Source organism: Microcoleus sp. B3-D7 (genome assembly GCF_036705305.1).
Classification (GTDB): domain Bacteria; phylum Cyanobacteriota; class Cyanobacteriia; order Cyanobacteriales; family Microcoleaceae; genus Microcoleus.
Map to the genome: position 1 here is coordinate 1 of NZ_JAUBUE010000020.1, position 23,742 is coordinate 23,742.

A 23,742-nucleotide genomic window follows, 5' to 3' on the forward strand; every position below is an offset into this window, starting at 1 on the left:
TGGTGATGGCGGAGATGATACTTTGATTGGGGGTGTGGGGAATGATCACTTTGTGTTAAGCGCTAATAGTGGTATTGATACTGTGCTCAATTTTTCCGTAGGAACTGATAAGTTTGTCCTGGCTGGTGGCTTGAGTTTTGAGGCTTTGCAAATTAACTCGACGGCGAAGGGCACACTGCTGCAAGTTGCTGCCACAGGCGAGGTTTTAGCTCAGGTTTTTGGGGCTGATAATACTATTACTTCTCTCGATTTTCTGATTTTGGCTCGCTAAGAAACGCCTCACAAAAAACAGCGTGTAGGGTTGCATTCACATAGCACCTTACCGCTGTTTATTCAAAAAATCCAATCCTAAAAAAATAGCTATTATCATGTCCGGTCTATTGACAATGATTAAGATTTTGGCTCCGGCCACCAATAGAAATGAGTCAAACCACTAAGCGAGCTGTTTGAGATTTAACAGTTTTTGACATCTCTCAAATAAAACTGCTTCTAATTCATCTAAGTTTTTAAAACAGCGATTGGCTATCGGTTCATTTGTCAGCGGCCATAGCCTTTCTGCTGGTTGCATTTGGGGCGAGTGTGAAGGCAGACAATACAAATGTATGCCGTCTGGAATTTTTACTTGTTTACTCAAATACCATCCGGCTCTATCTACTACTAAAACTACTCTTTTTTTCTGCCCCGCTTGAAAATTGCTGGCAAAATCTGCTAAGACTCGCTCAAAAAGCTGGCTATTGACAAATGGCAATATCCACGCCTTTGTTTCTCCTGAACTCGGATGCACAAAACCATATAACCACAACCATTGAAACCGCCAGTTAACCACAGCAGTGGCATTACTAAACTCATCCACCCATTCTCGTCTCTCTCACAGGTTTCAATCCGCTCCGATGTTCGTCCATTGACCCGACTTCTACGTCGCTTGAAGGGTTCTGCTTCTTGATGTCCTTGACGAATCGGCGCAGATTTTTTTTTCAATTCCTGCAAGTTCTGCGGAGCTCGGATTCCTGGTGTTCTGGGCGAGGAACTCTCAATCGAAACTTCATGGACTTCAAATATTCCCATCCTCTTTGACGAGAAACTTTGTAACCTTTAAGTTCACTCATCCAGTCTACCACTTTACGACCATTCCATAGCCCGCCATCGAGAGGTGGCTGCTGTAGAACTTGCCACAACTGAGCTTGTTCTACATCATTAAGCAGAGGGTCACGAGCTCGATTTGTGACACGCTGATCTCCGAGAGATTATGGTCCTAAATGGTTGTATCCCCAGACTCGCTTCATAAATCCAACCGCGACTATAACCAGTTACTGCCATCACTTCTCCGGTGGTTTTGCCGTTTGCTAACAGCCAAATAATTTGATAATGATGAGCACAAGTGGGTGTTTTGGCCTGACGGAAACGACTCGGTAGCTCTTCTACACTCAGATGAGGTGTGATCGTAATTCGTTTGGGCATTCTTGATCTGACGCAGTAGTATTCATCAATACTATATCATTACCAATCGACCGGACATGATATGATGCTTCCTGCTACACAAATTTCTCGGTTTTTTATTCTCAAAAAAACTTCAGCAATAGGGACTCAAACTAATTCAATATCTAATTGTATGTGGCTGGTAAGCTTGACATTTTTAGCAAAGTATAGGTTGATAGAATTGGTGTCTTTTACGGGATTATCATATAAGGTTGCTAGTTCCAAAATTTCTTCAGCAACATATCCCGTTTCTTCGGCAAGTTCTCTGGCGGCTGCCGATTTCCCGCTCTCTTCAGGAGGGTTGAAAGATCCAGCAGGCAGTTCCAGCAAAATTTCGCCTACTGCGTGCCTGTATTGACGCACTAATACAAGTTATTGCTGCTCTGTTGTGGCAAATACGAGGGCGATATTGGGTCGAAAATTAACAAAAAAGTCGTCTATAATTTGTCCGCTTGGCAATTCTATTTCATCTTGTCTAACCTGACACCACTTGTTGTTAAGAAGGAAACGCGATCGCAATAATTTCCATTTAGTTAAATTTTTACTCTCGCAATGTTAAACTTTCAGCGTCATCCGAAGGCAAAATTTTCCCATCCATAATCTATTTCAGATCAAAAATTTCACCCAGCAGCCATGCCATACAAAAAATTACCACGAAAATTTTGGGCAGACTTCCAAAAATTGAATGTTAATTCTCTACCAGCGAGATTGTTTGCGATCGAGTCACTGAGCCTGAGTCTAGCAGTCGTCGCTGCAGTTGCAGCAGTGCCCGCAACACTGGAACCAGCAAATGCTTCAACAGTGACAAGTTGGCAATTCGATCCCGCGACAAATCAGCTAGAAATTACTCTCCCAGAGGGAACAACCCCCACATATTCTCTACTCAACCCATCTCAAATTGCTGTGGATTTGCCCAATACTGAGATCGGAGTAGATGCAACTCAGCTATACCCACAAGGTAGAGTGCGTTCTGTGGGAGTGAGTCAACTTCAACCGGGAACAGCGAGAATTCTGGTCAATTTGGCTCCGGGAGTCGGTTTCAGCGCAGGGCAAGTTCAATTCCAAAGAAGCGGGGTAGAAAATCGCTGGGTGTTGCGTCCTTTGATCGAACCGGCTCCGAATATGGAAACTCCCGAAACTCAACCCCAGCCTGCAAGACAAGTACCGCAAAACCAACAGCCGACTGATTCCAACTCAACTGGTGCCCCAAAGGTAGATCAACCTGAGCCTCCTACTTCCCCGAATCCCACTACAAATTCTTCGCAGCCGCCAACTCCAAATGATCAAATTCGGCCGCTCAGAGTGCCTTTAGTCAATGTTCGCCTTGATGAACGCCGTGGGGTACAAGCTGCTGCTCTACCCCGCCTAGATCCTCAAATAACGGCTGCCGTAGCGCCGGAACAGCGGACGCTTACCTTTGGTGAACCGCTTCCTCGCGGACGATCGAATGCTCCTTTGCAGGCCGCGGCTGGGGCGAATGTCTTGTTGCCGGCGGGCACGGAGCTCAGTTTGCTATACCCCGGCGATCGGGCTTTGCGCCTGCAAGCGAAACCCAGCCGCGAGGAAGTGCTTCTGCTGCAAGGAGGAATTTTCGACAGTCGCGGCAATACGATCGTACCTGCTAATACGCCAGTCATCGGCCGGTTTGAAACGACCAACCTCGGCACTAGATTTGTGGTCGAAGCTATTAGTCTCAACGGTCGCAATATCCCTCTCTCGGCTCGCTCAGAACTCATGGGAGGTCGCCGGCAACAGCCGACCGATCGCAGTTTGGTCCGCAATACTGGTATTGGTGGCTTAGCTTTGTTCTTGCTGAGTGGCTTTTCCGGTGTCGGTTTGTTGGCTGGAGCAGCGGCTGGTGCTGCTACAACTTACGTCGCTGCTCCTCAACCTGCTACGATTCAACCCGGCCAAATTTTCCAAGTTCAGTTAACCGAAGATTTACCGCAGTTCGGTTTTTGAAGGAAGAAGGAGGAGAGAACAAGGAAGAAAGAAGAGGTTCGAGGGAAGAAGGAAGTCTTCCCTCGAACCTCTTCTTTCAAAATTTACTTAGAGCAGTTTTCCATTCTTTGAAATAAAGTAGGGACTTAGGCTTAGCCTAAGTCCCTACCCCATATCTGTACTTCACTCAAATCAAAACCGCTATATCGGCGATTTAGAAATTTTGACCTTCCGTGGTTGGAGCTATCGAACCCGGTTGGTTGAGGAACAGGTTTTTAGCGCCGTCATTTTGGTAGATACAGTTAATTTCGGGTTGAGCTTCTAGGGGGCCGGTGAAGCCAAAGGTGTTCATGCGATTTTTGCAATCGCGCACTTGGTCTTGGCTGATGAGTTTTCTTTGTTCGAGAATTGCCCAGTTATTGGTTCGCAAAACGCATCCGGGGCGCATACTCGGCTGCGAAATGTAGACGTTGAAGGGGTTTAGGGTGACGTAGAGGCGCATATCTGTCACCATCGCACTTGCTCCAAACTGCACGCAAAGTTCTGGGTTCGGGGCGCTGCGATCGATAAATTCGCGCGAGGCTACGTTCTCTGGGCTAATGGTAGCGGTGGAGCTAAAGGCAATGCCAATCCCAATCCCCAGAATAAAGACGGCTGTTAAAATCCCTAGGGTGGCGGAATTGAGGAAAGATGGTTTGCCGGACTGAGGTTGACGCCGCGACTGTCCGCCTATTGAGCCGGAGTAGTCGGAGTCTTCATCTCCTCGGGATGGGTCGCCGCTGAATCTGTCGTTGTAGGATTTAGGTTTGCGTTTCATATAAGGTTCCCTCAGTTCTGGAGACTCAACAGGTAGTAGTTTGTTATTTTTAACCGATCGCGCCTTTCTAATATTATGGCGCTAGGAAGATGGTTGCGGAGGGCCCTGGACACCCCCTGTGGGTTTGGTGTTGGGTTCACAGCTCGCGATCCACTAAGGGGCTGCCTTGTCTGAATTTTCAGATTTCAATAAAATAGCTGAAAGTGAGATAGTCTTGCACAGCGGAGGAATCCGGCTCAAGATTGTTGACAAATTTTAACATTTTACAAGTCAGGAGGTATAGATTAGTGTCTGTCGAAATTATTCAAAAGCCTTCCACAGTCCGCAAGCTTGCACCGCGCTACCGCGTTCTGCTGCACAATGATGATTTCAATCCTATGGAGTACGTGGTGCAGACTTTGATGGCGACGGTACCGAGTCTGACTCAGCCACAGGCGGTAAATGTGATGATGGAAGCCCATACTAACGGGATGGGATTGGTGATTGTTTGCGCCCTCGAACACGCGGAGTTTTACGCTGAAACGCTCAATAATCACGGATTGAGCAGCAGCATCGAACCTGACGATTAGAACCTGACGGTACTGCAACGGATTCGCCCAGCCGATTTCAGACTCATACCGTCAACTTTCATACCAAAAAGCCAAGGGTTCGGCCCTTGGCTTTTTGGTATATTTAATCCGGTAGATATGGAAATTTGAAGAGCATAGGTTTTTCGGAACGGCCGGAAGTGGTTCGGAGCTAGGTGAGCTCTCGCACCAATTTCAACTCTCCAATCTCAAATCTTTATCCGAGGAAATTAATGAGGAAATTAATAACGTCCTCCTCCGCCTCCCCCTCCTGCGCGACCAAATTTTCCAGGGCCGCCGCCCCGGTTGCCGCCACCCCGGCCACCTTCATCTTCGCGGGGTTTAGCTTTGTTAACTTTGAGGTCGCGACCCATCCACTCTGCTCCGTCGAGAGCACTAATGGCTGCATCTTCTTCTGCATCTGTGGACATTTCTACAAAACCGAAGCCGCGGGGGCGACTGGTTTCTCTGTCGGTAGGTAGATGTACTCGCTTAACGGTTCCGTATTCGGCGAAGACGGTGGTGATGTCTTCTTGGGTAACTTGGTAGGATAAGTTACCGACGTATATCGACATGAGGAATAACTCCAAAATTTAGACAGTGCGAAGATTTCAGTTTCGGAGAGTCCCCTGCCGATACAGAAGGGCAAGTTTTTAGACAATTCTGTAGCAATGAACAAAGCCTGCAACTGAATCTGATTCACACTTGGTACTTTAACATAGAATAGCGTCTTTTGAGTAGGTTTTAGGAGTTAATTAAGTCGTTCTAATTAAAGGTAAAACTTTTAGGGTATTCAGAAACGTGGTCGATCGGTGTGATGTTTTGCCTGCTGTGGAAGCAGAGAAAGTTATGCCGCCCGCTTTCACCGCAGGAAAGATACATCCACCTTGCCAAAGTTGGTACTCAAAGCTAGGTTTACGTTTTCCAGGGCTTTGACTAACCACACCACGCCTTCTCGGGTACTGCATTCGTAGTGACCGAACAAAATTGCCAGCCGCTTTTCTAGGTAGGGCTTGACTTTGCCGCAAATTAGTACGATTTTCAGCAGCAAACCTGTGGTTTGGGTCGGCCCGAGGTTTGAGATCAGGTCGATGAAGACAAAGTGGTTGGGCCGCACAGGACTCTCTACTACTAAAAAGTTCAATAACTGGCTGCAAGTTCTGATCATTAAAAATTCATTAAACTTCTGATCGTCGCTGTGGGGGAGGGTATTTTGTAGTTGCTTATACAATTTTTCGTTAAAGAGACGTTTGCCGTAGCGCTCATCGGTGACAGAAGAAATCAGGTATTCGTACAAGTCGTCTTTAAAGGAGCGGTAGGACTGATATGTGCTGGCGTTCGCCGTGAAACGGCCCGCTAGCTGTCTGTAGGTATCGGCTCCTTCTACTTTTCCGACAAATTGCTTGAGGGCAAAGAATAGTTCCGGGTCGGTCAACAGGGTCGGATTTTTTATAGACTGTACACTTCTGCCGAAGGAAAGGGAGGTTTCCCGGCGCGCTGTTTGGGCTTTTCTCACTTGGTGAGCCACGTATTGGGAGAGGTTGATCTCAAATTGCTGCTGCTTTTGAGCTTGGATTCTTTTAATGATTTTTTGTTGTTCGTAGGTGCTGTCGTCGCTGAGGAGGCAGTGTTTGTAGAGGTAAGGGTAACGGGGAATTAATGTTCCGAGGGGAAGGGTAGCAGGGGTTTTGCTGTTGCTGCTATCTTCATTGCTGTGAGTTATGACTTTGGCTAAGCGTTGGAGGGTGAGGTACTGTTCACTTTCGGTAAATTGATTTACTAATTGGGGGATGGAGCCTCGCCCCCGCGATCGATTGTATCCAAATAATATTTTGGGCGCTTCTTCAAACACAGCGATCAATTCAGGGATGGCGGCTTGCTTGCTGGGGTATGTTTGCCAACGGTTGATCAGGATGTGGCAGCAGCGGTTGAGGATGTATTTGAATTCTTGTTCAGCGTGTTCTGAGCGTGCTATTTTTTCGAGTGCGTCGGCGACGGAGCGATCGGGATATCCGGTACCTTGGATAAACAAAGTGCGAAAGCGGCTGATGAGTTCGGCCGGCTGCTCTCGTTGTACCAACTCCAGCCAATGCTTGTAAAGTCGCTGTTCTTCTTCGTGGCTTTGTCTGTTGTAGTCGTTCACTGTGGATTAACCCTCCGAGGCTGGGGCAGGAGCTTTCAGCACTATTATCTTGATGAATTGGCCAATGAATCGCAATAATTGAGTCAACCGAGCTTCTCGCCGGATGAGGCTTATGGGTAGAAGCTGTCAGCAGCTTAAGCCGATCGATATTTTTGCTAAGTTAAACTATTTACCAACACCAGCATGACATGAATTGTTGGTAATTAGCAAGGCCTTAAATCACCATCTACTTTGTAAAGTATTGGTAAAGATTGTGGGTGGGTAGGGAATATTTTCTGGGTGGGCGGACGATTTAGTATTAGGATGATCAAGGTCAATCCTGATCCGCAGCCCGCTGTTAGTTAAATTTGAGGTTGGGCGAGGTAGAATTAGCTGGGAAAATTATTTGAAATGTGAGTGCTGGTTATGGTTTGTCGCGTAAGTATCGCCCAACTATCTGAAATTTTAAGTGTACCTTTGCCTGCTGTGTCTAAGGGAGTTTTGACAGCTTTAGGGACAGGTATTGCCACAGATACGCGCACTCTTGAGGGGGGCGAAGTATTTTTGGCGCTGCGGGGAGACAATTTTGATGGCCATCAATTTTTGGCAAAAGCCAGGGATTTGGGGGCGATTGCGGCAATTGTCGATCGAGATTGGCAAGAGGAATTGCCTAATTTTCCGCTGTTGCGCGTTGACGATACTTTAAAAGCTTATCAGTCGATCGCCCGTTGGTGGCGTGACCAATTCAGTATACCTATAGTTGCTGTTACTGGGTCTGTAGGTAAAACTACTGTTAAAGAGTTAATTGCGGCGGTTTTGTCAACGAGGGGAAATGTTCTTAAAACTCAGTATAACTACAACAACGAAATTGGAGTACCAAAAACTCTGTTAGAGCTTTCACCCGCACACAATTATGCTGTGATTGAAATGGGAATGCGCGGGCGTGGCGAAATTGCGCTACTGTCGCAAATTGCGCGTCCTAATGTGGCGGTAATTACTAATGTAGGAACGGCGCATATTGGGCGATTGGGTTCCGAAGAGGCGATCGCCCAAGCTAAGTGCGAACTTTTAGCAGAAATGCCTACAGATAGCATTGCTATTCTAAATCACGATGGTGACAGATTAATCGCAACTGCGGCCAAAGTTTGGCAGGGAAAAACTTTAACTTACGGTTTAGAATGCGGGGATTTGTGCGGAGAATTGCTCAATCCTGATACAATGTTAGTACAAGGTGTGGAATTACCACTGCCGCTGCCGGGACGCCACAATGCTGTAAATTATTTGGCGGCTTTGGCGGTAGGAAAAGTTTTAGGTATTGATTGGGAAGTTTTAAAGCAAGGTTTGTCTGTGCAGTTACCGGATGGACGGGCGCGCCGCTACGATTTGCCGCAGGATATTGTGATTCTAGATGAGACTTACAATGCTGGTTTGGAGTCGATGTTGGCGGCGCTGAGACTGTTAGCAGATACTCCGGGAAAGCGCCGGATTGCGGTGTTGGGAACGATGAAGGAATTGGGCGATAGGGCGATCGAATTTCACCGACAAGTGGGAAGGGTCGCACGAGATTTGCATCTGGATGCTTTGTTTGTTTTTGCTGATTTTGAGGAAGCAGCGGCGATGGCTGCAGGTGCGGCGGGTTTGCCTTTTGTGGAGGTAGAAGATATTGCGAGGGAGAATTCCCGCGAAGATTTAGGAAGGCATTTAATGGAGTTTGTCACACCGGGCGATCGTATTTTATTTAAGGCCTCTCATTCGGTGGAGTTAAATCGAGTTGTGGAGAAGTTTCGCGCTGATTTGGCTGGCGAATAATATCCTGTCCGCGTCAATAATTATAATTAAGTTCGTAGTGAGGACTAAAGTCTTCCTAAAACTCGCTCGGAGTGAACTCCTCGCTACAAACTCATGTTTTACACGATATGATCTCATCTCAAAAGTGCGTGAAGCGGAGCTATCTTCCCGCAGGGGTTCCCGTTCCCCGTAGGGTAGGGAATCGTCCTCCTTTACTCTCCTGACTGAATTTGACTCCTCACCCATTCGCGGAACAAGCGAATCAAAGCTTTTTCTTTTGTAGTTCTCCTCAATTCCAAAAAGCGCAGCATCTCAACTTGCGACAAAAAAGGGAAAGTCGGAGAAACATCTCTTCCGGCATATTCCTGTGATTCCAACTGATAAATTATTAAACGATTTCCGTCGTAGCGCCAAACTTCAGGTACGCCTAAACTTGCATATAAAGAAAGTCGATCGATCCAACTGCTAGTCACGTCAATTTCCACAACTAAATCCGGTGGTGGATCTTGATTGAGATCGATTTGTTCTTTGTCCCAAACCACATTCTCATTTTGGATATAGTAGCACTGATCCGGTTCCAAGCCGCGAGCCAAATCTTCGCGCCTGCAAGTTAGAGAACCCAAACTGCAAATTTCAACATTCAATTCATCAGTCACGGTTTCTACAAAACGTCCCAAGATTTTTTTGTACTTTTCGTGGGGTGCTAAAGGAGTCATAATTTCTAAATTTCCGCGATCGTAAGTCAGGCGAATTCCTCTTTGTTGGGCTAACTCATTCAGCAGGGATTCGTAAGTTTTCCAGCTAATGTTGTTCAGCAGAATTCCGCTACTTTGACTCGGGATCAGGGTGGCTGTCATGGCTACCTGCCTGGGTTGTAAATTATTGATTGTATATTAGCAAATATTATCTTGATTGATGCGCGATCGCCCTTTTAGAGCGACTTTTGAAGCGACCATCTCTTTGGGCCAGTAAAAAGTATTTTTTAGGAGTGTGAAGATAAAAGTGGAATAAGCTCCAGCGCATCTAAGTTTTACTATCAAGTGCGATCGCACTCTTCTGGGCTGTCTCGCCCGCCCGAAAATACAATTTAGATCCGCCTCGGCTTATTCCCATTGACCAAGGTTAAAAACTAGAAAAATCTAGTTTTTAACCTTGATGATTGACTGCGACGAATCGATTCGTCACAGTCAATACATTACTTCGCAGCTTGACGCTCTTTTGCCGCCTTAATCACTTCTTCAGCGATGTTATTGGGACAAGGAGCATAGTGCGAGAAGGACATTGAGAACTGGCCGCGGCCAGAGGTCATAGTACGCAAGTCGCTAATGTAACCAAACATTTCGCTCAACGGTACATCTGCCTTGATCCGCGCTCCTGTCTGGCTTGTCTCTTGAGATTTCATCATCCCCCGGCGGCGGTTGAGGTCGCCGATTACGTCGCCCATGTAATCATCTGGAGTGAATACATCGACATTCATAATCGGTTCGAGCAACTGAGGCGCCGCTTTAGGCAGAGACTGCCGATAGGCGGCTTTGGCAGCAATTTCAAAGGCCATTGCTGACGAGTCAACGGGGTGGAAACCGCCGTCTAGTAGGGTGAATTTCAAGTCCAAGCAAGGGAATCCGGCCAAGACACCTTTGTCGATGCAGCTTTCAAAGCCTTTTTCGACCGCTGGCCAATATTCTCTCGGCACGCTACCACCGGTCACTTTTGACTCAAACTGGAAGCCACTTCCCACCTCACCAGGCTCGATCACATAGCCAATTTTCGCAAATTGACCGGAACCACCTGATTGCTTTTTGTGGGTGTATTCGTCTTCGAGACGCTTGGTAATCGACTCGCGGTAGGCTACCTGTGGTTCGCCGACTTCTACTTCGATGCCGTGGGTGCGCTTGAGAATGTCTACTTTGATGTCGAGGTGTAACTCGCCCATCCCCTTGAGAATCGTTTCGCCACTTTCTTGATCCGTCACCATGTGGAAGGATGGGTCTTCTTGCACCATCTTGGTGAGGGCTGCTCCCATTTTTTCTTCGCCGCCTTTTTGTTTCGGTTTGACCGAAATCGAAATAACGGGATCTGGGAATACCATCGGCTCTAGGGTGGCGGGATTTTTGGGGTCGCAGATGGTGTGTCCGGTGCGGACGTTTTTCATACCGACGATCGCCACAATGTCCCCGGCTTGGGCCGATTCAATTTCTTCGCGAGAGTTGGCGTGCATTTCGACCAAACGGCTGATGCGCTCGGTTTTGCCTGTGGCGGTGTTGAGTACGGTGTCGCCCTTGGACAACTTACCGGAGTACAGGCGGGTGAAGGTTAAAGCACCGTAGCGATCGTCCATGATCTTAAACGCGAGTGCCCGCAATGGCCTATTGGGATCGACTATCGCAAACTCGCCGGTTTCCTCGCCATCGAGATCGACTTCTGGCTGTGGTGTGACTTCCATCGGGTTCGGCAGGTAGTCAACTACGGCATCGAGAACCAACTGCACGCCTTTGTTTTTAAACGATGAGCCGCAGTAGGTGGGGAAAAATGCCCGATCGCGAGTACCTTTGCGAATGCAGCGCTTGAGGTCGTCGAGGCTCGGCTCGTTGCCTTCGAGATACTGTTCCATCACAGTGTCGTCTTGCTCGACGGCCAGTTCGATCAACTTTTCGCGCCAAGTTTCGACATCATCGACCATATCGGCGGGGACATCTTTAATTTGATAGTTCATGGGATCGCCGGAGTCATCCCAGATCCAGGCTTTGCGGGTCAGCAAATCGACTACGCCGCAAAACTTTTCTTCTATGCCGATCGGCAATACCATTACCATCGGTTTAGCGCCAAGGATTTTATCGACTTGCTGGACAACGCGGTAAAAATCTGCACCGGTGCGATCGAGCTTGTTGATGTAGATGACGCGAGCGACTTTGGAATCGTTAGCGTAGCGCCAGTTGGTTTCCGATTGCGGTTCAACTCCACCCGAACCGCAGAACACACCGATGCCACCATCGAGAACCTTCAAAGAACGGTAAACTTCGATCGTAAAATCGACGTGTCCGGGAGTATCGATGATGTTGAGCTGATGCTCGTTCCAGAAGCAGGTGGTAGCAGCGGATTGAATCGTAATACCGCGCTCTTGCTCCTGTTCCATGAAGTCAGTAGTCGCCGCGCCTTCGTGAACTTCACCTATTTTGTGGATTTTACCTGTCAGTTTCAGGATTCTTTCTGTTGTGGTGGTCTTGCCAGCATCTACGTGGGCGAAGATGCCGATATTTCGATAACGAGTGAGATCTTTCATAATTACTGTTGAGATTAAATGCGACGAACCGTCGGCGACCACCTGCAAGCGTGACAAGCGAGGAATCAATGTTGCCTGGTAAGGCCAGTACAGGCCGGATTTCCTTTTCCCTGTTTCTGGCAGGACTATCTTAATTTTGACACTTCTCCGTCATTCCTGCGAAGGATTCTTGGTTTAATAAGTGCCCCAAGCCTGACAACTCATAAAAATACCCTAGACCAAGGGAAAAATCGTCTCCGAAAGTAGGTTGGGTTGAGGCACTCCTACCCAACAAATTCGTTTTTTTGACGCTTCGCTCAACCTGATATTTTGCACCATTCTCAGCAAAACCGTATAAACTGGGTTTCTTGACAAAAAAACTATGATTTTACGTGACTTTGTGGCAAGAAACCCGGTTTCTGAGATTAAATACGCAAAGGCAAATAAACCCCCCTACGGGGAGAGGGCGGGTTTGGCAGCAATAAACAAACGGCTTTGATAGATATTCGCTTAACCTGCCCCTACAAAATATTATTAAAAACCCCCTTGCTGGGCCCAAAACGATCTAAGTCAAAATCGACCCGCTCATCATCCGCTGATATCTCCGCTCCAATTCATCCCGCACCACCGGCCACTGATTCAAACTTTCATCATTCTCAATTACCATTTGAGCCGCCGCCCTCGCCAACTCCAAAACCTCCTGATCCTCCACCAAACTCGCCAAAGCAAAATCCGGCAAACCAGACTGCCGAGTTCCCAAAACCTGACCAGGCCCGCGCAATCTCATGTCCATTTCCGCAATAAAAAAGCCATCTTGAGATTGTTCTAAAACCTTCATTCTCTGCATAGCTTCCGCCGTTTTGGAACCGGGCATTAACAAACAATAAGAACGGTTGCTGCCCCGACCGACTCGACCCCGCAACTGGTGCAGTTGCGACAGTCCAAAGCGCTCAGAATTTTCAATCAGCATTACCGTGGCATTCGGCACGTCTACTCCCACCTCGACCACAGTAGTAGATACTAAAATATCAGTTTCTTTGTCCCGAAACTTAGAAATTGCTTCATCTTTGTCGGCACTGCTCATTCTACCGTGCAGCAAACCAACCTTAAACTCAGGAAATACGCTTTTTTGCAGTTTCTCCTGTTCCTCAATTGCCGATCGCACGTCCAACTTTTCCGACTCCTCCACCAGGGGCAGCACCACATAAACTTGACGCCCGCTCGCCACTTCCCGCCGAATCAAATCGTAAGCTTGGCTGCGTTCTTTGGCAGACAGTACAGTTGTTTGAATTGCCTGCCTGCCGGGGGGAAGTTCATCAATCTGACTCACATCTAAATCCCCGTGCAGCGTCAGCGCCAGCGTCCGGGGAATCGGAGTTGCCGTCATCGTCAAAACGTGAGGAGCTTCGCCTTTTTGCTGCAATTTAGCACGCTGCTGCACGCCGAATCTGTGCTGTTCATCAATTACCGCCAACCCCAATTTCTGGAAATTAACTGTATCTTGAATCAGCGCGTGAGTTCCCACTAAAACAGGTAATTCTCCGGTTTCTAATTGGTTGTGAATTTCGCGGCGCTTTGCTACTTTTGTCGAACCAGTTAACAGTTCGACAGACAAGTGCATCAAGTTAAACCAACCTACCAATTTGCGATAGTGCTGTTCTGCTAAAACTTCTGTCGGTGCCATTAAAGCGGCTTGATAGCCGGATTGAATTGCTGCTAGCATTGCCACGACGGCGACTACTGTTTTGCCGGCGCCCACATCGCCTTGAACTAATCTGTTCATGGGTTGCGACGAAGCTAAATCGTTGAGGATGTCGTTAATTACTCTTTCCTGAGCATTAGTCAAGGCAAAAGGCAAGATTTCATAAAAATGTTCGATCAATTTGCCAGTAGGAAGGATGACTGCACTAGCTTGAGCTTTCCTTTGGGTTTGGCGGCGCTTTAAAAGTCCTAATTGCAGGTAGAAAAATTCGTCAAAGACTAAGCGGCGGCGGGCGGCGGCCAAACAATCTCGATCGAGCGGAAAGTGAATATTAGTCACGGCATCGGCTAAACCCATTAAACCGTAACGCTCGCGCAAATCTTCCGGTAGGGATTCGGGCAACATTTTTGTCGCCGGCATTGCAGCCAAAATCGATCGCCTCACCGAACCAGCATCCACCCCCTCCGTCAGCGGATAAACTGGTATCAGGCGGCCGACTTTCATCGATTCGATCGCACCCTCGGAGTCGTCTAATACTTCTAACTCAGGATTTTCTAAAGTAATTCCATATTTGCCCTGCTTTACCAACCCGGAAGCTGCCAACACCGCACCAGTACAATACTCGCGCTTTTTGAATTCTTGCCAACCGCGATTGCTGTAGCGAGGGCCGGCAAAAAAACGACTAATTTTTATCTCTCCGGTGCGGTCTTTTAAAATTACTTCTAATATGGTTAACTTCTTATTCTTCGGACTAGAAAAGCAATTGCAGCGCTTTACTTCAGCAATCAAAGTGACAGTTTCCCCTGCTACTAGCTCGCGAATTTGTACTTGCTTTGCATAGTCGATGTGGTTGCGTGGATAGTAGTAAAGCAAGTCGTATACAGTGTATAAACCCAGTTTTGCCAAGCGGTTGCCGTTGGCGGGGCCGATGCCGGTGGCGCGGGTTAACTGTTGGTCGAGAGTCAGGCTGGGCGGTGGGGGTGCTGTACTCAGGGGTGCAGTTCGGGGAAGGGAAACTGCTGGGGCGGTTGGTTCGGAAGCGTTTGCGGGTCTGACTTGTCCTACTTGTTTTTGCTGGTGGCGAGTTTCTTGTTCCCAAACTTGCTCCATTTGCCTCAAAAAACTGACCGTAATGGCGATCGAATGTTGGCGCTGTTCGAGATCTTTCTGAGGGTAGGTGTCAAATTCAGCGGCTAGGTGTCTGGCTCGATCGCGCGAAGAAGCCGCCACGGAACCTGCCAACTGTCTCAAACTCATTCCCAGAAACTCGCTGAAGCGGTATTGACTGCCTTGGATGTCGTTAAATCCGCGATCGGCTTCTACTGAAAGAGCTTTTTGCAATCGCTGCCATTCGGGTCGATCGATAGTCATATCAATTTTAGATTTTAGATTTTAGATTTTAAATTTTAGATTTTAACTTTTTAAATTTTAACTTTTTCTTTTAAGAAGCTTCCACCAAAAAAGTATAACACCGAGAAACCCGGTTTCTTTAAAAAACCGGGTTTCCAATAGCTTAAAAGTTGTACGTTTTTCCGACTTCCATCGGACTTCTTCCTTCTTCCTTCAACATCCGATCAATCTTCAAACCAACTCGATCGCCAAGCCGACTCAGCCTCCACCACAGCGAGTTCCCGCTGCTTTTTCTGGTAATCGCGGCCCAGGGAGTTCAACTTTACAGACAGGTTGCGAATTTGCTGGCGCCAAGCCGAGGTTGCCGCATCGGCAAACTCTATTTCCGATAGCCGCAGTTTAATCGCTGTAATGTGCAGCGCCCTACTACCAAAGGTGGCTGCCAATTTTCGCGATGCTGATGAGGCATCGGTTTCAATGATTAAGTTTAATAAGTTAGGCGGCCCTGCAACACTATCGCCGGAGGATTCAGCTTGAGAAGCAGCTTCTAGAACGGGTTCTGGCAATTGACTCGGCAAGATTGCCGATTGTTGCAGCAAGCGGTTGGTGTCGCGAGAAAGCAGCTTGAGTATATTGACGATCGACTTTTCAATACTATTTTGCCAGCGTGCCAAACTTTCAGGGGAATTGGCGTTTGGCAATTGATAATTTGCCAATGAAAATAGATAGTTAATGGCGGAAACTGGGTTTTTTTCCTTTTCGTCTTCTTCCTTGTCGTCTGCTTCGTCTTCCTCTTCTGGCTCTTCCTCGAAGTCGTCTTCGTCTTCTTCTTCCTCTTCCTGTTCCTCTTCCTCTTCCTCTATTTCTTCATCTGCTTGTGATTCAGTCACCAGCGATCGCAATTTTTCCTCCGACGCTGCGGCCAAAGCCCTTACAGACTGCTGCATTTTTTGCCTTCCCTCGAAGGACAACTTGAGAAACGACTCCGGTACTGCTTGAGTGCAAAGGTGATAGCAAGCCAAAATTAACTGCTGCCGCACCGCTTGTCCCAACGCAGTTAAATAACCTTCGTAGGTACTGCTAAACTCCAACTTCAAGGCTGCTAAAGCCTCTTCGAGTCCTGCCAAATCTTGCTCTATTCTCTCTCTTGGTCGCACCATATCTCTCGTATAAAATTAAAATAGGACTTATATCATTTCCGGTTACACCGGAATGATGTTGACGGTTGACTGTTGACGCCGTGAACAGTGAACAGTGAACTCTAATTTACTATTCCGATGCTAACGGATTTGATATTACGCAAGTTTTCCATTTTTACGCTGTCTGTAGTAGTAAGGTTTGCAGTGCCCACACTACAAATATAGTCTGTCCATAAGTCCTATAAAAATTAAAAATTAAAAATGCAAAAAATCAACTTTTCACATTTTTAATTTTTAATTCTAAATCTTAAGTTGGGATTATTGAACACCCATTTGGGCTGCCACTTCATCGGCAAAGTTAGCTTCTACCTTTTCAATGCCTTCGCCCAAGACAAAACGCACGAAGCGGCGCACTTGGACATTTTCTCCAATTTGGGCGATCGTTTGTTTCACCAACTCTTCCACCGAGATATTCTGATCTTTAATAAAAGGCTGATCCATTAAAGATAACTCTTTCATGCGCTTCTCAATCCGCCCTAGAACAATCTTTTCTTTGATGTTTTCCGGCTTGTTGCCCAAGTCATCTTTGCCCATTTCAATTGCCTTTTCTCTTTCGACAACTTCGGCGGGGATATCTTCAACTTTCACGTATTCCACATTCGGGCAAGCTGCAATTTGCATCGCAATATCCCGCACCAACTTTTGGAATTCTTCGCGGCGTGCCACAAAATCTGTTTCGCAGTTAACTTCCACCAGCACTCCCACGCGGCCGCCGGTGTGAATGTAGCTGCCTACAAGTCCTTCGGAGGCGACTCGTCCACCTTTTTTACCTGCCGAAGCCAGACCTTTTTTCCGCAGCCACTCAATGGATGTTTCGATATTGCCTTCGTTTTCAACGAGGGCTTTTTTGCAGTCCATCATGCCCGCGCCAGTTTTTTCGCGCAGTTCTTTAACAAGTTTTGCAGATATGTCCGCCATCTTCTTTAAGTTCCCAATCAAAATTAGTTATTAGTCATTAGTCATCAGTCATTAGTCATCAGTCATTAGTCACTAATTTTAATGTTAATGATTAGACCAGAGTGAAGAAATACCCAGTCGATCTTAGTACCGACTTTGTAGGTGTAGCGCCAGAATTAATTCTGACCCTGACACAATGAATGCTTTTGCCAGAGATCTACTAATGACGTAGACTCGTGCTATGTACAATTAAAAATTAAAAATATCCAACTAAAAATAATAATTATTTTTAATTTTCAATCTTTAATTTTTAATTTCCTGATGTCAGATTCCGAGGGCAATACTAGCTCTCGGTTTCTTCGCCCTCGGCCTCAGCAGCGTCGTCGGGATCTACATAATCGGGGTCATCCAATTCTTCGATTTCGACATCATATTCAGCGCCTTCGTAGCCACCTTCGTAGTCGTAGTCTTCCTCAGAGTCGCCGCCCTGCTGACCGTGACGACCTTCGTAGATGGCATCAGCTAACTTGCCGACAATCAGCTTGATCGATCGAATAGCATCGTCATTCGCCGGAATCGCAATGTCCACCAAATCCGGGTCGCAGTTGGTATCCAACAGAGAGACGATCGGAATTCCCAACTTTTGGCATTCCAACACCGCATTATACTCGCGGCGTTGGTCTACCAGCACCACTCCGTCGGGAATCTTCCGCATAGATTTAATCCCGCCCAGATATTTCTGGAGTTTTGCCATTTCTCGGCGGAGTACCGAAGCTTCTTTTTTCGGCAGCAAATCGAGGGCGCCGATTTCCTCGCGGCGCTCCAAATCCTTGAGGCGCTCCACGCGGGACTTAATCGTCGTCCAGTTGGTGAGCATTCCCCCCAGCCAGCGCTGGTTGACGTAATAAGCACCGCAGCGTTGAGCTTCTTGGGCTACAATTCCTGCAGCTTGGCGCTTCGTACCCACGAACAAAAACTTTTTGCCTTTTTCTGAGGCAACTCTCATGTACTCGTAGGCGTCTTCCATAAGCTGAGCTGTTTGCACGAGGTCAATGATGTGAACCCCGTTGCGCTCTGTAAAAATGTATGGAGACATTTTCGGGTTCCACCGACGGGTTTGGTGTCCGAAGTGAACCCCTGACTCTAACATTTGAGCCAAACTGACTACTGGCATTGTATTTTTAACTCCTGATTCGGGTTAATCCTCCACCCGGTCGTATTTCTGAAGGTTTGCGCCCTCGAAACACCCGAAAACCCGGATGTGCGAATTTAAACAACTTTTCTAGTTTATCACAAGCGCGCTACTTTTTCTGACAATCTGATATCCGTAGGGTTGGCTTGGCACCCGGATGTGAGATTTAATGGGCGGGTTGGGTGCGGGGTGTGCACGCTGCGGTTAAAGTTACTTGCAAGAGCTTCTTAAAAACAAAAAATCCAGGTGGAAGGTTGCCAAAGCCTTTGTTCGCTTGTGAGAGAATGGCGTTGTTGGTGCGCCTCTTGTGCGTTCTACCTTCGATCGAGCTGGTATCCATTTTTTTCTCGGCAATTCAGTCAGCTTTAGTAGCCTGCCCTCTCGATCCGCAAAAATCCCAAAGCTAAAAACGCCATGCCCATACCCATTCTCGTTCTGCTTGAAGTTCTAATTGTCATCGCACTTTCGAGACTTGTAGGTTTAGGATTTCGAGCGATCAAACAACCTCAAGTCATTGGAGAAATTGTAGCAGGAATTATGCTTGGGCCTTCTCTGTTTGGCTTAGTTGCACCAGATTTAGCAACAGCACTTTTTCCAGCAGAAGCCGTTCCCTTCCTCAACGTGCTATCTGAGGTGGGGCTAATATTTTTCATGTTTTTGATTGGTTTGGAACTGAATCCAAAGTATCTCAAAAGCAATTTAGATATAGCGATTTTAACTTCCCACGTCAGCATTCTAGTGCCGTTTTCTCTAGGAAGCTTGCTAGCACTGCTGCTGTATCCCATAGTTTCAAATAATAGCGTTTCGTTTACAGCCTTTGCCCTATTTTTGGGCGCTGCGATGTCAATTACTGCCTTTCCGGTGCTAGCAAGAATTATTACAGAACACAACTTGCAGAATACAAAATTGGGGACTCTGGCCCTGACTTGCGCGGCGGTAGATGACGTAACGGCGTGGTGTTTGTTAGCGGTGGCGATCGCAGTTACTCGTACTAATTCGATGCTCGGTGCTTTGCCGACAATTATTGCATCTTTAATTTACATCGGTTTCATGCTGACTGTAGTCCGCTGGTTCTTGCAGCGGCTTTCCAAGCAATACAACCGCACGGGTAGATTAACACAGTTAGTGCTTTCGGGAATTTACATGGGAGTTGTAGCATCGGCTTTAATTACTGAATGGATCGGCATTCATTTAATCTTCGGTGCATTTTTGCTGGGTGCTGCCATGCCTAAAAATGCGGGATTAACCAGAGAATTAGCAGAAAAAACTGAAGACTTTGTACTAATATTTCTGCTGCCAATCTTTTTTGCTTACAGCGGCTTGCGGACTCAAATCGGCCTCCTCAACAGTCCAGAATTGTGGCTGCTGTGTGCCGCAGTTTTAGGAGTGGCTATTATTGGGAAATATGTCGGCACTTACGTTGCGGCCAGAGTTTGCGGCATCAGCAACCGCGAAGCTTCAGCGCTGGGATGGCTGATGAATACTCGCGGTTTGACTGAACTAATTGTGCTGAATATCGGTCTTTCGCTGGGCGTAGTTTCGCCGCTGCTATTTACGATGTTAGTCATCATGGCGTTAGTGACAACTTTTATGACTTCGCCACTGTTGGAGTGGACTTATCCAAAACGGTTAATTAGATTAGATATTTCAGAAGTTAACTCTGAGGATTCAGAATTAGAAGATTCACAAATTGCTGACAGCAGCGAAGAAACTGCTAACAAATTGCTGCCCACTTATCGAATTTTAGTACCTGTTGCCAATCCCAGCACGCAGAAAGGTTTACTGCAACTAGCGGTAGCGCTGGCCCAGCCGGCTGCTGGTATGGGCGGTGATGATTTAAAGTCTGCGGCGGTTCATCCTCTGAGTTTGATAGAATTAAATGATGACTATGCCTTTGAAAGTACGCCGGCAGAAGCCGATCGCATTATTCAAGAGCGTCGCTCGAAATTATCAGAATTGATTGATACTTTGGAACTGCCGGAGGCGCGGAAATTGGTACATCCCATCATTCGGATTACTAATGATGTAGCCCGGGAAACGGCACAAATTGCCGAGATCGATCGCGCAGATTTGATTTTAGTAGGATGGCACAGGCCTACTTTTACCAGCAACCGTTTGGGAGGACGTGTCGGCCAAATTCTCAGCAACGCTAAGGTGGATGTAGCAATTTTTGTTGACCGAGGTCGGGAAAAATTGAATAACTTGTTAGTACCTTACGCGGCAAACATTCACGATGATTTGGGGTTAGAATTGGCGCTGAGACTGTTAGTTAATAGCGAGGAACGCCGTTTGACGGTGCTGCGGGTGGCGGTTGACGGGGAAGCTGAAAATGCTCTGAGTTATGAGTTTCAGCGAGTGATGGATCAGTTGCCGGTTGATGTGCGATCGCGCATTGAAACTCCTATTGTGGAGGCTGCTGAGCCAATTCAAGCAGTGGTGGCTGCTTCTGCTAATGCTGATTTGACTATTGCGGGTACGAGTCGGGAATGGGGAATTGAGCGCCAAACTTTGGGACAGTATACTGATGAATTGGCTGTGCAGTGTCATTCTTCGCTGCTGATTGCGCGGTGTTACGTTAAAGTGCGATCGCACTTGGCGTCGGTACTTCCTCAAATGTAGTCAGTTGACTGTTGACTGTTGACTGTTGGTAGTTGTTATTAGTTATTGGTTATTGATTATTGGTTACTTGTGAGTTAGTACCAATGCCCAATGCCCAATGCCCAATGCCCAATGCCCAATGCCCAATGCCCAATGCCCAATTACTAATTACCAAGATTATGAATCATTTAAGCCTCAAATCGCTGGCATTTTACGGGATTGCGATCGGCTCTGTTTTGCTGCTGTTTAAATTAGTGAGTGCTTACGGCGAATCAAATTTAAAGGCGGCTCCGGCAATTGGGGGAAGTTATCGCTTCGATGCTAAAAGTTTGCCAGAATGTCTGAAGTCTGATGTTTTGGTATTGACAATCGAGCAATCGGGTGTTTATTTGAGCGGTAATTTGCGATCGGGCAGCAGGGAGGGCAGGGAAAAAACAGCCCAGGAGAAACCTTCTCTATTTGGTAAGTGGGAAACTCAAGGATTGAACTTGTCGGGTACGGTTGCTAATTTAGCTGGTTGCAGCGACTCCACAGCAACGGGTCAAAACAGTTCTGTTAAAATGCGCGGAATTGTGGAGCAAGAAAGCCTCAAGGGAAAAATTAGTCTAACTGATAAGACGGCGGCTACTGATTTTACGGCTCAAAGAGAAGCGGCGGTGCAACCCCAAAAGCAGGAACATTGATTGATCCCAATAGAGAATAAGAAATGGGAAATGGGTAATTCTTTGTCGCTTTCGGACTCTTGCCTTCACCCCTCATGAACCAAGGAATCACAAAGTGGCGGCGGGGTTGGGGGAATGGGCGATAAAACTCCCGCCGCCGGAGCTCGCCTGTGACGGTCGGTTGCTGCTAAATTAGAAAATATACCTAAAAGTCAATGATAAAAATAAAGTATCCCAGAGAAGTTCTTGGTTGAGAATTTGTCTTGCTTAAGACCCCCCGTGCCCGTATAGTTTGTTTGGAATGGATGTTGCCGTGATATTAATGCCGTCAGAAACTTCGCTTACCCAGTCAAACCCGTTAATTTTAGACAGTTTGCCAGACTTGTCGCCCTCCGATGGGGGATGTCCCCGCCGAGCCAGATTGCAAATTGACTTGATGTTGCTGGCGATCGAAGCCTTGTATCTCGGAGGTGCGGAAGAAATGCTTGCCGTGTCAAAGGACCTGGAATTGGAATCAATTATCAAAAATCGGGTTGCCCTTTGGCTGATGCGGAATACTAACCCGCTGAGACGCTACACCCAGCGCCGCTCGCTTACCACGGTGGAGGCAAAAGCGCTGGTGGCGATCGCCTGCAATATGGCGCGTAAGTTAACCGCCACAATTCGGCAGTTGCTGCTAGACTCGCAGCAGTTGCGATCGAGAAATATCCCCCTCAACCAGAACCTGGCACTGGCCGAGTATTTAGAACGCTTTCGAGCTCACTTTCGATCGCGCATGAACCCCAAGCGATCGCTAGTTGCAGCTTACGATTCCGACGAAAAGCTCAACGAACTAGCTTTGAACTTGTTGAGCAAACTGCTATTTTGTACAGGCACAGCCGGAATGCAGCGCTTCTGGGTTAGCCTGTTTGATGGAGAAGTTGAATAAAAAATGACTATTAGGCGTCAGTACAGTCTGCCAAATTGCACCCTAGTTCTAGAAGGGTTGAGCGATGGATCGGCAACCAGCCACTTAGATATACGGCCGGTGCTTTCCATACTAATGAGCGCTGAATGCTATGTGAAAGGTCTCGGCGAGCCCCTGACGGGGGGGCGGGAGTTTTTTGAAAGCTTGGTGAGGGCCGTCAGCAGCTACGCTCAAGAATTTATGAGCGGAGTGCATTATCCCGATCGCTACGGCCCGAATGTGGGTATGGTGCAGTTACACAGAATTGACGGGAATTTGCACCGATTGACCGTTCTACCCGCCTCCACAGGCAGCCCAACCCCAATCGATCAAAAAACAGAACTGTCGGCAAAAGTTGATTTGACGACGGTACAGCTATTTGACTTGGTAGAGGCGATCGATCAGTTTTTTGCCGACACGCAGACACTGCCGGAATTGTCGCTGCAATTAACCCCAATTTCCAAGCGTTACGTCAAGTCGGCCGAACCTTTGGCGAAACGGACTTTGCCTGCTGTGGTGGGGGTGTCGAGTTTGGCTTTGGCTGCGATGGCGTTTTTCTTGGTGCCGGTGCCGGAAGTCCAGCGCCAGAGAGATCCGGTGCCGCAGCCCAATCCAGCGGGCCAGAATCAAGGGACGCCGAATCCGGGCGGATCGGGTTCACCTAATCCCAATCCCACGCCCCCTGCGGGCGGTTTGCTGCCTGGGACTCAAACTCCGAACGCTGAATCGATTTCGCCGACTCCGAGCCCCGCGCCGCAGTCGGACGCTTCACCAAGCCCCACACCGCAGTCGGACGATTCACCTAGCGCCACACCCCAGTCGAGCACTTCGCCGGAAAGCACGCCCAGTCCTGTTGCTGAAGGTTTGGCAAGCCCTGAAGCAGCAGCCGTGCCAATTACCGATTCAGGGGAAATTGAGCTGTTGAGGGGCAAACTTTCCCAGCAAATTGACGGAGTTGTGAAGAATCAGCCTCCGGATGCGGAGTTGGTTTATCGGGTGAGTGTGGCCCAAGACGGGGCTATTGTCGGTTACAAGCCCGAGAATTCGGCAGCAGTCGATCGATCCGAAACGCCGTTGTCGGAGTTGCTTTACAAACCGGTTGGCACCAGGCCACCGGCCGAACCGCTGGCTGATTTCCGCGTAGTTTTGGCACCAGACGGCACTGTTCAAGTCACTCCTTGGTAATGGTTGATTGTTAACGGTTAACTGAATCAAATCCGGCTTTCA

The 23,742-nt window shown here is 47.6% G+C and carries 16 protein-coding genes and 3 pseudogenes; 8 read left to right on the plus strand and 11 right to left on the minus strand.

Translation table 11 applies throughout. From position 1 onward, the window contains the following. Positions 1–271, plus strand: a pseudogene (locus QUB25_RS15235) (calcium-binding protein); the annotation flags it as partial. A 162-nt stretch (positions 272–433) separates the two neighbouring features. On the opposite strand, the pseudogene QUB25_RS15240 reads toward QUB25_RS15235, so the two are convergent. Together QUB25_RS15240 and QUB25_RS15245 are read right to left on the minus strand one after the other, a co-directional pair. Further along, positions 434–1,458, minus strand: a pseudogene (locus QUB25_RS15240) (IS630 family transposase). A 39-nt stretch (positions 1,459–1,497) separates the two neighbouring features. Next, positions 1,498–1,995 (minus strand): annotated as a pseudogene (locus QUB25_RS15245) (NUDIX hydrolase). Positions 1,996–2,109: 114 nt separating this feature from the next. Here QUB25_RS15245 and QUB25_RS15250 point away from each other — a divergent pair. Next, positions 2,110–3,438 (plus strand): AMIN domain-containing protein, encoded by a 1,329-nt coding sequence (locus QUB25_RS15250; RefSeq protein WP_333183968.1) that lies wholly within the window; start codon positions 2,110–2,112, stop codon positions 3,436–3,438. 193 nt (positions 3,439–3,631) lie between these two features. Here the strand turns inward: QUB25_RS15250 and QUB25_RS15255 are convergent, their stop codons facing one another. After that, entirely contained in the window at positions 3,632–4,234 is a 603-nt protein-coding gene (locus tag QUB25_RS15255) for a DUF3172 domain-containing protein (RefSeq protein WP_333061552.1), read from the minus strand. A 287-nt stretch (positions 4,235–4,521) separates the two neighbouring features. On the opposite strand from QUB25_RS15255, the gene clpS reads away from it, so the two are divergent. Further along, positions 4,522–4,803 carry an ATP-dependent Clp protease adapter ClpS gene (clpS, locus tag QUB25_RS15260; protein WP_015178019.1) on the plus strand — a complete coding sequence of 94 codons (282 nt, stop codon included), beginning with the start codon at positions 4,522–4,524 and terminating at the stop codon, positions 4,801–4,803. A gap of 239 nt (positions 4,804–5,042) precedes the next feature. Here the strand turns inward: clpS and QUB25_RS15265 are convergent, their stop codons facing one another. Beyond that, positions 5,043–5,375 carry an RNA-binding protein gene (locus QUB25_RS15265; RefSeq protein ID WP_333035208.1) on the minus strand — a complete coding sequence of 111 codons (333 nt, stop codon included), beginning with the start codon at positions 5,373–5,375 and terminating at the stop codon, positions 5,043–5,045. Positions 5,376–5,662: 287 nt separating this feature from the next. Continuing rightward, positions 5,663–6,943 (minus strand): hypothetical protein, encoded by a 1,281-nt coding sequence (locus QUB25_RS15270; RefSeq protein WP_333035206.1) that lies wholly within the window; start codon positions 6,941–6,943, stop codon positions 5,663–5,665. Between the two features lie 405 nt (positions 6,944–7,348). On the opposite strand from QUB25_RS15270, the gene QUB25_RS15275 reads away from it, so the two are divergent. Then, positions 7,349–8,731 carry a UDP-N-acetylmuramoyl-tripeptide--D-alanyl-D-alanine ligase gene (locus tag QUB25_RS15275; RefSeq protein WP_333183969.1) on the plus strand — a complete coding sequence of 461 codons (1,383 nt, stop codon included), beginning with the start codon at positions 7,349–7,351 and terminating at the stop codon, positions 8,729–8,731. A 191-nt stretch (positions 8,732–8,922) separates the two neighbouring features. Here the strand turns inward: QUB25_RS15275 and QUB25_RS15280 are convergent, their stop codons facing one another. The 6 genes from QUB25_RS15280 to rpsB form a co-directional block, all read right to left on the minus strand. Beyond that, a complete protein-coding gene (locus QUB25_RS15280) occupies positions 8,923–9,567 on the minus strand; it encodes a Uma2 family endonuclease (RefSeq protein WP_333183970.1) in 645 nt (214 codons plus the stop codon). A 338-nt stretch (positions 9,568–9,905) separates the two neighbouring features. Continuing rightward, the gene (fusA, locus tag QUB25_RS15285) at positions 9,906–11,990 is read right to left on the minus strand and encodes an elongation factor G (protein ID WP_333183971.1); all 2,085 of its coding nucleotides are present in this window, start codon (positions 11,988–11,990) and stop codon (positions 9,906–9,908) included. 544 nt (positions 11,991–12,534) lie between these two features. Then, positions 12,535–15,042: an ATP-dependent DNA helicase RecG gene (gene recG / locus QUB25_RS15290; RefSeq protein ID WP_333183972.1), complete on the minus strand. Its 2,508-nt coding sequence runs from the start codon at positions 15,040–15,042 to the stop codon at positions 12,535–12,537. 203 nt (positions 15,043–15,245) lie between these two features. Next, complete coding sequence (locus QUB25_RS15295) at positions 15,246–16,181, minus strand: hypothetical protein (protein WP_333183973.1); 936 nt, start codon at positions 16,179–16,181, stop codon at positions 15,246–15,248. 297 nt (positions 16,182–16,478) lie between these two features. Next, positions 16,479–17,138, minus strand: a complete 660-nt coding sequence (gene tsf / locus QUB25_RS15300) for a translation elongation factor Ts (protein ID WP_333072626.1) — start codon at positions 17,136–17,138, stop codon at positions 16,479–16,481. 322 nt (positions 17,139–17,460) lie between these two features. Next, the gene (gene rpsB, locus QUB25_RS15305) at positions 17,461–18,291 is read right to left on the minus strand and encodes a 30S ribosomal protein S2 (RefSeq protein ID WP_333035195.1); all 831 of its coding nucleotides are present in this window, start codon (positions 18,289–18,291) and stop codon (positions 17,461–17,463) included. Between the two features lie 432 nt (positions 18,292–18,723). On the opposite strand from rpsB, the gene QUB25_RS15310 reads away from it, so the two are divergent. The 4 genes from QUB25_RS15310 to QUB25_RS15325 all read left to right on the plus strand — a co-directional run bounded on the left by QUB25_RS15310 (position 18,724) and on the right by QUB25_RS15325 (position 23,700). Next, positions 18,724–20,928 (plus strand): cation:proton antiporter domain-containing protein, encoded by a 2,205-nt coding sequence (locus tag QUB25_RS15310; protein ID WP_333061565.1) that lies wholly within the window; start codon positions 18,724–18,726, stop codon positions 20,926–20,928. 158 nt (positions 20,929–21,086) lie between these two features. Beyond that, positions 21,087–21,590, plus strand: coding sequence for a hypothetical protein (locus QUB25_RS15315; RefSeq protein ID WP_333035191.1), 504 nt, complete (start codon positions 21,087–21,089; stop codon positions 21,588–21,590). A gap of 280 nt (positions 21,591–21,870) precedes the next feature. Next, positions 21,871–22,497, plus strand: a complete 627-nt coding sequence (locus QUB25_RS15320) for a DUF3038 domain-containing protein (RefSeq protein ID WP_333183974.1) — start codon at positions 21,871–21,873, stop codon at positions 22,495–22,497. 3 nt (positions 22,498–22,500) lie between these two features. Beyond that, a complete protein-coding gene (locus QUB25_RS15325) occupies positions 22,501–23,700 on the plus strand; it encodes a DUF4335 domain-containing protein (protein ID WP_333183975.1) in 1,200 nt (399 codons plus the stop codon). Positions 23,701–23,742 lie beyond the last annotated feature (42 nt).

What these genes read in the sequence shown, in the direction of transcription:
- QUB25_RS15250 (WP_333183968.1), top strand. Translation starts at nt 2,110, where the DNA reads ATGCCATACAAAAAATTACCACGAAAATTTTGGGCAGACTTCCAAAAA.
- QUB25_RS15255 (WP_333061552.1), bottom strand. Translation starts at nt 4,234, where the DNA reads ATGAAACGCAAACCTAAATCCTACAACGACAGATTCAGCGGCGACCCA.
- QUB25_RS15265 (WP_333035208.1), bottom strand. Translation starts at nt 5,375, where the DNA reads ATGTCGATATACGTCGGTAACTTATCCTACCAAGTTACCCAAGAAGAC.
- QUB25_RS15275 (WP_333183969.1), top strand. Translation starts at nt 7,349, where the DNA reads ATGGTTTGTCGCGTAAGTATCGCCCAACTATCTGAAATTTTAAGTGTA.
- QUB25_RS15280 (WP_333183970.1), bottom strand. Translation starts at nt 9,567, where the DNA reads ATGACAGCCACCCTGATCCCGAGTCAAAGTAGCGGAATTCTGCTGAAC.
- fusA (WP_333183971.1), bottom strand. Translation starts at nt 11,990, where the DNA reads ATGAAAGATCTCACTCGTTATCGAAATATCGGCATCTTCGCCCACGTA.
- recG (WP_333183972.1), bottom strand. Translation starts at nt 15,042, where the DNA reads ATGACTATCGATCGACCCGAATGGCAGCGATTGCAAAAAGCTCTTTCA.
- QUB25_RS15295 (WP_333183973.1), bottom strand. Translation starts at nt 16,181, where the DNA reads ATGGTGCGACCAAGAGAGAGAATAGAGCAAGATTTGGCAGGACTCGAA.
- tsf (WP_333072626.1), bottom strand. Translation starts at nt 17,138, where the DNA reads ATGGCGGACATATCTGCAAAACTTGTTAAAGAACTGCGCGAAAAAACT.
- rpsB (WP_333035195.1), bottom strand. Translation starts at nt 18,291, where the DNA reads ATGCCAGTAGTCAGTTTGGCTCAAATGTTAGAGTCAGGGGTTCACTTC.
- QUB25_RS15310 (WP_333061565.1), top strand. Translation starts at nt 18,724, where the DNA reads ATGCCCATACCCATTCTCGTTCTGCTTGAAGTTCTAATTGTCATCGCA.
- QUB25_RS15315 (WP_333035191.1), top strand. Translation starts at nt 21,087, where the DNA reads ATGAATCATTTAAGCCTCAAATCGCTGGCATTTTACGGGATTGCGATC.
- QUB25_RS15320 (WP_333183974.1), top strand. Translation starts at nt 21,871, where the DNA reads ATGGATGTTGCCGTGATATTAATGCCGTCAGAAACTTCGCTTACCCAG.
- QUB25_RS15325 (WP_333183975.1), top strand. Translation starts at nt 22,501, where the DNA reads ATGACTATTAGGCGTCAGTACAGTCTGCCAAATTGCACCCTAGTTCTA.